The following is an 11,218-nucleotide window of genomic DNA, read 5'->3' on the forward strand; positions in this document are numbered from 1 at the left end:
AATGGGGCGGGAAGAGTCCGTATTTTACGGTTGATGGGCAGATGCCGCGGGGGCTTAAAAATTACTGGCTGGCAGTAACTGGCATGAGGCCGACCGGGCAAGCCAATTTGACAAACTTCGACGAGAAGAATCGCATCGGTAACCATGTTGCTAGTATTGATGCTGGCGCTGAATTCAATTTTAGTAAATTAAATATTTTAATGTATAGACAGAGTTTGGTTGAGGATGGATCTTTGTTCTATCTGAATAATATTAAAGATGGGTTAAATGGAGTTGCTTTTACATTTAAGAACGAAGTAGAAAAAGGATTTCTTTTGGATCGACTTACATTGGAACTATTGTATACTAAAAGTCAGGGAGGAAGCCAAACTTCAACTGGTAATGGCATTAGAGGGAAGGATGATTATTTCAATAATGCACAGGTTAGAGACGGCTGGTCATACTATGGACGCGGAATGGGAACACCATTTATTTCTGCGCAAACGGAAAATAGCTGGCCAAGGTATGCGGATTTTTTTACAAACAATAATCGGGTTTGGGTCTCACATGTTGGCCTGAAAGGTCGGATAAGTCAAACAATATGGTTAACCAAATTGTCGTATTCAAGCAACCAAGGAACTTACGACGCACCATTTCCTGGCAAGATTTACCAATTTTCGGGGATTGTGGGTATAGAACAACCAGTTACCCTTTTTGGAGGCTCTACTGTCAAGGCTTCAATTTCAGTTGATAGAGGAGAGTTATTTGACAATTCAATAGGAGGTATGCTATCAATAAGAAAGGACTTTTCCTTTTAAACGAATATCATTTATGAACCCATCCTTGATTCATATATTAGATGGGTTCATAGATTTGAGCATACAGATGTTTTTAAATCAAATGCTTTATGCATTGATCAAGGCTGTCTCTCCAATAAGGGACATGTAGGGAGAAGGTTCGCTTGATTTTAGTTTTGTCCATCACCGAGTAAGCAGGCCGGCTTGCTCTAGTAACGTATTCGGATGTTTTCACCGCGTTTACTTTAATAGTTGTTCCGCTAAGGTCGAACACTGCTTTTGCGAAATCATACCAGGAGACCGCACCTTCATTGCTATAATGATAAATACCGTATTCCCTGCTTCCAGATTCTGCAATATCCAAGATAGCATTTGCCAGATCAATGCCGTAAGTAGGTGAACCAACCTGATCTACAATCACTCCAAGCTCACTCCTATCTTGTGCAAGCCTTAGCATTGTTTTTACAAAATTGCTGCCATACTCAGAATATAGCCAACTAGTACGTATTATAAAATGCTCGGGAAGTATTTCGCTGATAGCGCCCTCTCCCTCTAACTTGGTAAGTCCATATATGTTTTCAGGCGTTGTTAGATCATCCTCAGAGAGTAATTTAGGGATATCACCTTTAAATACGAAATCCGTGCTAATATGAATAAGCGTTGAATCATATTGTTTGCACAGCCTAGCGATATTCCGTGCCCCGTCTCGGTTCACTTTGCGGCATAGGTCCTGATCATCTTCAGCTTTATCTACTGCGGTATATGCAGCACAATTCACAACATAAGTAGGATTCTCAGTTTCAAATAGCTTAGTTAGCATGTCCTCGGACAAGATGTTAGCATCCTGCTCACTAGGGAAGGAAACTTCTGTTAAATTACGCTCGTCTGCGACCTTCCTAAGGCAACTACCAAGTTGGCCAGACGCGCCAAGAATAAGTATTTTCATTAAGTTTAATTGTAATCAATTTTTATATCACCAAAGATAGATAATGAATCGTGTCAATCTGCTGAGAATGTGAATTGATTATTTAAAGTAGGGTTGAAGATTAGAAAAGCCTGCCTAAATTAATAGACGGGCTTTTCTAATCTTCAGTCATTTCTGGCCTGAACTACTGTCCTCTACCAAGGACCATCACCTGTACAGTTCTGAAAATGAGTCTCACATCATCAAAAACACTATATGACTTTAAATACTGCAAATCGTATTTTAGCCGTTCAACATTTTTTGCGACAGTGTCAGCATATCCCACATTGATTTGACCGATAGATGTAATACCTGGCTTCACAGTGAGCAATCTTTGAAATTCATGAGGGGCTGCCTCCATCAGCATATCGACGTCATATTTAAAGAGTGGGCGTGGACCTACAACAGACATCTCACCTTTTAAAACGTTGATAAATTGCGGTAATTCATCTAACCTAGACTTACGTAAAAAACGTCCGATTGGAGTGATTCTTGGATCATTATCACCTTGTGAATGTTTTAGCCCCATTTTATCTGCATCTACATACATACTGCGAAATTTGTATATATAAAACATCTCTCCCCAACGACCTGAGCGAAGCTGTTTGAAAAAAACCGGACCCGGAGAAGTTATTTTTATTGCTGCCCAAACGAAGAAAAATATTGGAGCTCCTAGGATCATAACTATTATAGAAAATACAAGATCAAAGGTGCGCTTTAGCGTTTGTTCGTTAAAGCTTGAAAATGGTTTGGTGTTAACCTGTATAATGGGATACATGTCGTGGTATTCAATCGTCGCCATGTTAGTCATAAATCCACGGAAGTCAGGAACGAGACGTATTTGTGTTCTCTGACGTTCTCCCATTTTGATAATCTCTCTTACTTGTTCATCAGTCATTTCATTCAGGCAGCAATAGACATAGTCAAGTTGTTTTTCTCTAACAAACGCTTCCAAATCTTGCACCGGAGTGTCTGTCGCCCCAAGTTCGAACATTCCATAGTAGCGATAACCCAGCTCTCTGCGTTCGCCATAGAACTCACGGATAAGCGATGCCAAATCTCCCTTACCAACAATTGCGAAGCGATTGTAATTATATCCAGCCTGCCTGTAAACTTTAAGAATCAATACAGCTGCGGATCTAAGCAAAGCAGACATCAACATAAACAAGCCATAAGTCATCAGAAATTGATAGCGGCTATAATCCTCACCCTGCTTAGTGAGATATAGAAACGCCATCATTACGGCAGCATGCACTACTGCTGCTTTGAAAAACTTGGCAAGTTGTGTATTCCAGTTATACGACAACCGTGAAAATTGATATGTTTTCAGGAAATAAATTGTCAAGATCCACATCAAGTTCGCAACCAGCAGCAAATTCACATACTGATTTTTGAAAATCTCAGAAAATCCATCAAAGCGAAACAGATAGGCAGAGAAGAAAGATAGGTTAAGCAAGAGAACATCCGCCCACAGATGAACTTTTGGTAGAAGGCCCATGTAGTGATTTTTCATGATATAACGTTGAGTAATTTTAATTTTTCCCAGGTAGTATCATACCTATCGGATACAAGCTATGAAAAAAATAGCTGAAAGCAATATAATAATTTTAAGAAAAACGACCAATTATTCACCTCATTTTTATAGAAATAAAGCCTATCTAGAAACAATCGTAGACTCAACTACACGATACGGTTTAATCCTGGAGATCAAACTTCCTGAAGATAAAAATCAATGATTTGGCTGTCCAAGTACAAACATTGGTTGATTTTGAATTTGTGGCTATCAAGTAATTTTTATACTCTGCCAATAGTTTTATTCCTAAGCTCAAACAAACTCGACTCAAATTTTCGGAGCACGGATTCTTTCGATAGATGAGCACTTGCATACCTTCTACTGTTCATCCTGTATTCAGTAAGATCCATATTGAGAGCCATAGTAATTCCATCAAGTAAGTCGGACACAGATTCTGGCGTAACTAGGATGCCTAAGTTATTTTCTTGTACTACTTCATAAAGGCTAGTGCCTGGTACAGCTGACACGATCGCGCATCCACCAGCTGCCAGAATTCCCGTAAGTTTTGAAGGCATAACCAGGTCAGAAGCTGATTGTTTTTGCAAGACCAAGTGGATGTCAGCCATGGCAAGTAGTTGCGAAAACAATTCCATAGGCTGTAGCGGAAAGAAATGTATATTACCTAAATTTGAATTGGCCACCAGCTTGACCAACTTATCCTTACCTCCGCCTGCGCCGCAGATTACAAAGTGAACGTCACTCCTATGAGCAAGTGAGCTCGCAACATCAACAATGATTTCCAAACCTTGTTTTTCACCAATGTTACCTGAGTACAAAATAATTTTATCCTCTTCTGAAAAGCCTAGTGATGATCTCATTGAATCTTTCATAGGAAGCGGACGAATTAATGTTTCGTCAACCCAATTTGGAAATAGGTGAACCTTCGATTCTGGTAGCCCTTTCTGCTGAATTTTCTTCTTCATACCTGAACTGATAGTTGTTACCAGAGAGGCTCGTTGCATGATGAATCTTTCAACACGAAACATGATGTTTAGGAAGAACTTACTTTTAATTAGCTCTAGATCTTTTGCAGCATCAACTTGAAGATCTTGAACATGGAGAATTGACTTACTGCTAAATAACTTAGTATACGCAACAGCAATCAAACCAATGTGAAACGGTGGGTTTAAGGAAATTACAATGTCAAATTTGATCTTAAAGGCAATATACAACCATACTGGAATCATACTCAGAAAAAAGGAGAATTCATGTAGTACTCTCTTTTTGGAGTTAACATTCTTGGGGACGTACAATGGACATCTGTAAATAGTAACATTATTGCGAATTTCTTTGTGCCATAAACGATTGCGATAGTTATTATGAATGGACCACTCAGGATAATATGGGAATGCCGCAATTACAGTTACGTCGTGTCCATTATTAGCTAGCCATTCAGCCATTTCTGTGGTGTATTTCCCTATTCCTGTAAGTTCAGGAGCGTAATTGATTCCATTTATCAGTACTCTCATCATTATCGTATTTTCATTACAGGACCATTTTGCTGATGGTGAATATTGATTGCAGCTAACTCATACTTTATGCTCTGGCTAATGTCAAGCTTGAACATTATTATTCCAGAGCCTTGCTGGGCTTTGTCTTGGAACTTGATGCTTTAAACTCTTGAATTTTACAGTATATCTGAACGAAGTATGAAGCCTTTAAAATTGCAAAGGTGAAGCCTCGGGCTCCATCAAGAAATCCTCTTAATAAGAAGAATCCGCCAAGGAAAAATAGAGGCCCCAGTAGCGGCGTATTCATAAGCTTATATTTGAGTCTCTGCCTCCATGTAAAAGATTGAAAAAGGGCTTTATTATCTGCAATCTTTAAAAATCTGGCTGCTTCCCAGCTGGAGTACTCATCGTGCTTTTTGACGTAGTGTGATACGCCCCTCAGATCTTGATGATCAATTTTACTCTTGATTCGTCCGACAGGACCTTCTAGTATCGGATGTTCATGAATTTCCATATCCATTTGACTCCATTGACTCTCATCTATCCTTTCGTACTCACCTTTACCCACCTGAAATAGGGCCAACTTGTCTAATGGGTACCCTCCTTTAAGTTCCTTGCCTAGAAAATAGATGGTATATCGAAGCCAATATCCAACATTATCTTCGTTGGTCAACTTATGTCTAAGTTCCGTTTTAAATTCTTCGGTTAAATACTCATCTGCATCTAAAAATAAAATCCACTTTGTAGTAGGTGTGTGGTTCCGCAAATACCAGTTTCTTTTCTTTGGAAAATTACCATCCCAATTAAATTCAATCGTTCTTACACCGAACTCTCTTGCTATTAATCTGGTATTGTCAGTACTATTCGAATCAATTAGTACGATTTCTTTTGCAAAACCTCTTCCAATTGCATTCAGGCAATTCGCAAGATTTTTTTCTTCATTCTTTGCAGGTATAGCAATTGTAAGGTCTAGCTCGGCTGATTGCATTTCTTCTTATGATTTGAGATGGGATAGTGAGGTTATAATGCTTAGCTGAGCTCACGTTTTTTGATGATCTTGGCAGGATTACCGCCGACAACCACCCACTTTTCAACAGACTTGCTGATTACAGAACGAGCAGCTACTACAGCGCCTTCCATAATTGTCACACCCGGACCGACGAATGCGTCAGCAGCAACCCACACCCGATCCTCTATCGTTATAGGTTTAAAGATCATTGTGTGATCAAAAGAGGTATAGTCGTGTGTTGAAGCACATAAATAACTTTTTTGTGAAATAGTTACATTAGAGCCGATTGTGATTCTACCCTGATTATAACAATCAACACCAGGGCCTATACAGGTAAAATCACCAACTGCTAAATTCCATGGAGCCCAGATTTTTACACTTGAACTAATGGTTGAAGACCAGCTGACCTGTGCACCGAATATCCTTAAAAGAAAGATTCTCCACTTGCGAAAAGGGCGTAATGAAAATGGTCTAAAGAGGAGAAAGTACACAATTTTCCAAGCAACACGGGCAATCTTGTTTCTAGTAGAAAATTTGTATCTGGCCTCAGTCATATTCTTTGCCGATTGAAGAGGCGGCACATCTTGGTCATTGGACATAGATTATCTTTTTAGTAGCTTAATTTTATACGAAGCCAACTTCTTGCTGACGATTCGTACAGCCGAGCTAGATATCTCCAGAAACCTTAGGGTTTTTAATTGCCGGTTCATAGCTGCCCTGTAGAGCTCATAGTTGTTTGTCTTAAGTGCATCCCTAAAAACTAATCGGGAATCGGCCGTAACCTTGGATCTCATATTATAGATCATCTTCCGAAGGGGAGGTGGAGCGAATTGTGTTGCAGTTATTCGCTTAACAGGTCGCCAATAACCAGCATTGTCTACTAATTTCAAACGGTGCGAAAGACCCTCACGCCTCTGACGGAATCCACCAGATTGTGCGTAGATGGCATCTTTTTCAAAGAGGTTGTCTAAATGTATTCTGTTCTCTGCTAAGGCAGTACTAAGTAGACGTTCGATTGTAGCATTTCGAACGATAAGTAAGTTAGTACCGTTAGGATCAATTTCATACCTCGGCAGCCATGCATCTCCAATTGTAAGATCAGCAGTCTCTCCAACCAAATCATCACAAAAATTACAGGCGGGCAACATCAGAGCTCCCTGATTGAATTTGCCGCCGGTTACCTCACCTGAATCTGCAAGAATCTCAGATGTTTGTTCATTGTTTTTGATGAATGCTTTAAATACATACGCTCGGGCAGATATACCATCTTCCTTGGTTCTATATTGAAATCTTTGGAGTTTTGTAGGAGCGGCGCCCTTCCCCCAAGCTAATGAAAGTGTCCAGTTGATACTCTTAAGATGTCCACAAACTAGCGCAACAGTGTACTTTATGCTATTGGCGACATCTTCGTCAATCAATTGTACCCGTCGTATAGCCTTCACCATACAAGGCAAGCCCATAAACAGATATCTTCCTGGTTTGCTTTTGATAAGCTTGAGTATTTCGGAGACTTCAACTACATGATACTTGGTTCTTGATCCTGATTGTATTTCTGCCAAAGACTCGCTGATGCCATATTTAAAAAACGGCGCCAAGGGGGAAGCCCGGTGTTGTTCTTTAACATGAATAACCCCATCAATATGTCCTTGCTTAAGTAATTCAGCACCTACCCATGTTCCGAATCCACCTGACGTTCCTGAATCACGAAAATCTCTTTCCCGTACATAGCCACCATAAACGCTCTGATAGTAGCCAATGTGGTCACTAAATTTCTGCGTTTTGTCGAGAAACGTTGAGGCTAGCACATTTTCATTATGCTCGGGATTCAGGGAGGGGCAAACAAACTCAAGTTTCTTGAAATTATCAAAGTCCAGTTCATTAGACATGACAGATTCCTCAGGTACGTATTCGCCGAATTCATTAACTATCATGTTTTTCTTTTGGACAAAAGCACAAGCTCCGCACCCAACGCAATATCCTCCTTCAACAACTTTCCTAATTGGGTTGCTATTTAATATGGTATTCTCCATTTGATAGTTAATTAGTTCTCGATAGAATTCATCAGGTATTTAACAGAATTTTCTCTTTCCCGTTCAAGAATTTCCTTTACAGGCTTAAAGTCGATCTCAGTGCGGGTAATATCAGGATAGTTGCTGCCTTCCTCGATTATTCTGTCTGAAAGACCAACCAATGAAAGCAGCCCTTGTTGCCTGCTATTATTATTTTTTCCCGCGGGAGTTATTGTGTAAAAAGGTTTCTCAAATATTAAGGAGAATATAGTTCCATGAAAAGAAGTTGTCAAAACGATTGATGCACGTTGATATACTCCTAAGAATTCAAGCGGCCCCAGATCTCTCAGATTAAGGATATCTAGATTAGAATCAACCTTCATTTCATTTGGACAGATTCTGATAATTTTGTATCCAGTGACCTTTCGTAGTTGTAGAGCAAAATCTGTTATAAACTTTGAATTACGAAAAACAAAAATTAATATAAATGGCTCAGACTCATTGTAGGGAACCAGAATGTTCTCCCAGTCAGATGTTTGAAGTAACAGTGTAGGGTCAACTACGTGAGTCGCTTCGCGGTTAGACATCTCCCGAATTAATTTAACACCCACTTCTTCTCTCGTAGATACATAATCTAGATTAGTGAGCATTTTTTGGTAAAAAGCATGATGCTTAGTATCTATTTTGCTAACACCAAAGCTAGACGCATAGGATAACTTCTTAGAACCCGCAGGGGCAAATGTTAAAAAATAAGGTTCTAGGTTAGCTGAGTTATTTGGATTCCAAACCTGGTCGCTACCTACAATATAAACGTCGTAGAGATGAGACGCGAGATATAATTCTGAATATCTTGTGTACACCTTGGAGGTCTTTGTATGTACAGCATGAAATTCCTTAAATCGCTTACGACGGGTTTCTGCTATGGTAGGATTTAGTAAGATGCTTAATTTGTCGATGTATTTTAAAATAAGATCTTTTACTCGGGTCTTCAGAGAAAGCGGAATCAATGGTTTAGCTTTCTCTTCCGCAATGTAGTCTGGGTTTTTGTAGAATAAGTAATTGATAATCTCGCTGTCATATCCCAGAAGCTCTAACTTTCGATTCAGCGCGTAAGCCTGAAGCTCTGCACCATAGTTGTTTGCATTCAAAAATGTTATTATTCCTATCCGTTTGGTTTTCATAGATTCGTGCTCCGAAATTAAAACGCCTTATCAGTTTCTCTTGGAAGAGTGATTTCCATAATGGTTTTTTTAAATAGCTCGGCTTTGTTCCCGATTTGAAATTGAGCTTCGTATGTATTGAAGGCAGATTCTTGATAAGCTTTAAGATCCTTCGGATCCAGCTCAACAATTTTCAGAATATGTCTTTCAATGTCTTCTATATCAAGCGAGGATAAGATCCACCCGCCATTACCTGATGAAATTTCTTTCCATATATTTACTCTGTCCGATATCAATACGGGTTTGCAACAGGCAAGTGCTTCTACAATCGCAATCCCAAAATTCTCCTGAAAACTTGGAAGTAAGAAGGCCATGCAATTGTACAAAGCTCCCCACTTTGCGTCGCCTGCGAGCATACCTGTTAAATAAATGCTCCGACTTTCCAGGGCCATCCTAGCAATGCTCATGCCAAATTCAGTGTCCTTCCCAGGCCCCGCTACAACAAGTTTGGGCAATTTTGCGCCTTTTCTCTCCAGGTTTAGATATGCCTTGACAAGCTTATCAGTGCCTTTTTTGGGATGTATCCGACTCAGATACAATAGGTATGATTCCTCTTTAACTTCGGGACAAGCAGAAGCAAATGCCTGATCCATTGCTGTGGTATGCTCAGGAGGAGGTTGAATACCATAGCCCACATTGATTTTTGCTCTTGGAGCATATGTACTGAATACATTGTTCGCTAGTAGTAATTCTTGTTCGCAGGTAAATAACACGCCATCTACACCATTCACTACATTACGTTCAATTATAGTCCAATAAAGCCAGTTTCGCAGCGCTTTAAGCCTTCTACCTTTTGCGATTTGAAACCATGGATCCAGCATCCCATGCGGCATTACATAGATTTTTATGTTTTTAGTCGGATTAAGCCTTCTGTATTTCTGAACTGCTCTCCAAGTGGCAAAGCTGGAATAAAGCCAAAGTCCGTGAATAATTACTACATCAAACCTATGAACATTAGATAGTATCCATCTTTCGAGATTGGGATTATAGGACCATGGACCTTTTGCTCTTCCAATTGCATGAATTGGAAATGTGTCGCGCCCAAGATAAGCATCGTCAGGATCATCCAGACAGACGACCTCATTCTCTACATCCAATTGCTTTAACGCAGGTATGATGTTTCTGATTCCTTGGCAAGGACCACCAACCTTTGGATTCATACTTGATGTTACTCGTAAGACTTTCATAGTATTTACTGAGCGTTATAAACGGCTCAAATTATGATTAGAGTAAGGTGCTAACAGCAGCATTAACCATATGTCCCATTCTGAGATTTTCACGAGCATATTCCCTAGCGTTCTCTGAAAAGGTTAATATATCGCTCTTGTGGACGGTTGACGTAAATTCTACAAAGTCAGAAAGATCATCGAAAACCCATCCATTGAATCCATCTTTGATATAGCCGTACTCAACACATTGTAAAACATTTGGACTCCGACGAAATGTTGCAATCGGTTTACCATATGCCAGCGCCTCAACAATTGATAGACCTACCCAGCCAGGTTGAAAATAGATATCCGACATTTGAAAAAGCTCCCTCTTTATATTTTTATCGTAAACACTACCAAAATCATACACATTTTTATAATTACTTAGGTCCGGTTTTAACTTCCCATCACCGATAATTATGAAGCCGAACTTTTGGGTATCTAATCGATTTATTGCACTGAGTAATAAATCAATTCTTCTATAAGGATTTGTAAAGCGAGCACAGAAGATAAAGATTATCGGCTGCCTGATTTGATATTTGTTTCGTAAAGTTTGTTTATCAAGTTCAGGAAGTATCAGTATCTCATCCACGTCAGAAATTGTATTGTTCAAAGATACTGCTTTCATGAGGGGGAAGATTTTAGCCCACATCGATCGTTCCTGATCTGTATAAAACCATATCTCATCAGCAAAATATATCATCCATTTGAGAAATATACTTGGTTTTTGCTGCTCATTTATATATCTCTTAACCGAGATACCATGTCCCCATAGAATGATCTTTTTTCTGTGTAAAGGCTTAAGAATTAGTAATAGCCAGCTAGTCAGATGTAAGAAGTTCAACATCAAGACAAGCGTATCGTATTTCAGATCTAGGAATACAAATGGATTGTACACTACTATCGGACCCAACTTAACAGATGATACCTGCTTAACATCTATCTTACCTTGTCTCTTTTCAGACTTTTCGATAGTATTGATGTCTTCATAACAAAAAATATCTATAT

The 11,218-nt window shown here is 39.4% G+C and carries 10 protein-coding genes; 1 reads left to right on the top strand and 9 read right to left on the bottom strand.

Annotated features, from left to right (window positions below; genetic code table 11):
- The coding region (locus ACTIE6_RS06740; RefSeq protein ID WP_439555904.1) for a capsule assembly Wzi family protein at positions 1–797 on the top strand (797 nt) is incomplete at its 5' end.
- A gap of 73 nt (positions 798–870) precedes the next feature.
- Here ACTIE6_RS06740 and rfbD read toward each other — a convergent pair.
- From rfbD to ACTIE6_RS06785, 9 genes are all read right to left on the bottom strand, one after another.
- On the bottom strand, positions 871–1,722 hold the full coding sequence (gene rfbD / locus ACTIE6_RS06745; protein WP_439555905.1) for a dTDP-4-dehydrorhamnose reductase: 852 nt from the start codon (positions 1,720–1,722) through the stop codon (positions 871–873).
- 163 nt (positions 1,723–1,885) lie between these two features.
- Entirely contained in the window at positions 1,886–3,253 is a 1,368-nt protein-coding gene (locus ACTIE6_RS06750; RefSeq protein WP_439555906.1) for a sugar transferase, read from the bottom strand.
- A gap of 281 nt (positions 3,254–3,534) precedes the next feature.
- Entirely contained in the window at positions 3,535–4,785 is a 1,251-nt protein-coding gene (locus tag ACTIE6_RS06755; protein ID WP_439555907.1) for a WcaI family glycosyltransferase, read from the bottom strand.
- 97 nt (positions 4,786–4,882) lie between these two features.
- Positions 4,883–5,752 carry a glycosyltransferase family 2 protein gene (locus ACTIE6_RS06760; RefSeq protein WP_439555908.1) on the bottom strand — a complete coding sequence of 290 codons (870 nt, stop codon included), beginning with the start codon at positions 5,750–5,752 and terminating at the stop codon, positions 4,883–4,885.
- A gap of 41 nt (positions 5,753–5,793) precedes the next feature.
- On the bottom strand, positions 5,794–6,372 hold the full coding sequence (locus ACTIE6_RS06765) for a putative colanic acid biosynthesis acetyltransferase (protein ID WP_439555909.1): 579 nt from the start codon (positions 6,370–6,372) through the stop codon (positions 5,794–5,796).
- A gap of 3 nt (positions 6,373–6,375) precedes the next feature.
- A complete protein-coding gene (locus ACTIE6_RS06770; RefSeq protein WP_439555910.1) occupies positions 6,376–7,803 on the bottom strand; it encodes a Coenzyme F420 hydrogenase/dehydrogenase, beta subunit C-terminal domain in 1,428 nt (475 codons plus the stop codon).
- A gap of 11 nt (positions 7,804–7,814) precedes the next feature.
- Positions 7,815–8,963, bottom strand: coding sequence for a polysaccharide pyruvyl transferase family protein (locus tag ACTIE6_RS06775; protein ID WP_439555911.1), 1,149 nt, complete (start codon positions 8,961–8,963; stop codon positions 7,815–7,817).
- 17 nt (positions 8,964–8,980) lie between these two features.
- Entirely contained in the window at positions 8,981–10,189 is a 1,209-nt protein-coding gene (locus ACTIE6_RS06780; protein ID WP_439555912.1) for a glycosyltransferase, read from the bottom strand.
- A gap of 37 nt (positions 10,190–10,226) precedes the next feature.
- Positions 10,227–11,218: glycosyltransferase (locus ACTIE6_RS06785; RefSeq protein WP_439555913.1), on the bottom strand; the 992-nt coding region annotated here is incomplete at its 5' end.

Origin of the sequence: Dyadobacter sp. (genome assembly GCF_051859145.1) — a bacterium.
Classification (GTDB): Bacteria; Bacteroidota; Bacteroidia; order Cytophagales; family Spirosomataceae; genus Dyadobacter.

Coding starts and splice junctions, on each gene's coding strand:
- ACTIE6_RS06780 (WP_439555912.1), bottom strand. CDS start 10,189: ATGAAAGTCTTACGAGTAACATCAAGTATGAATCCAAAGGTTGGTGGT.
- ACTIE6_RS06755 (WP_439555907.1), bottom strand. CDS start 4,785: ATGATGAGAGTACTGATAAATGGAATCAATTACGCTCCTGAACTTACA.
- rfbD (WP_439555905.1), bottom strand. CDS start 1,722: ATGAAAATACTTATTCTTGGCGCGTCTGGCCAACTTGGTAGTTGCCTT.
- ACTIE6_RS06775 (WP_439555911.1), bottom strand. CDS start 8,963: ATGAAAACCAAACGGATAGGAATAATAACATTTTTGAATGCAAACAAC.
- ACTIE6_RS06765 (WP_439555909.1), bottom strand. CDS start 6,372: ATGTCCAATGACCAAGATGTGCCGCCTCTTCAATCGGCAAAGAATATG.
- ACTIE6_RS06770 (WP_439555910.1), bottom strand. CDS start 7,803: ATGGAGAATACCATATTAAATAGCAACCCAATTAGGAAAGTTGTTGAA.
- ACTIE6_RS06750 (WP_439555906.1), bottom strand. CDS start 3,253: ATGAAAAATCACTACATGGGCCTTCTACCAAAAGTTCATCTGTGGGCG.
- ACTIE6_RS06760 (WP_439555908.1), bottom strand. CDS start 5,752: ATGCAATCAGCCGAGCTAGACCTTACAATTGCTATACCTGCAAAGAAT.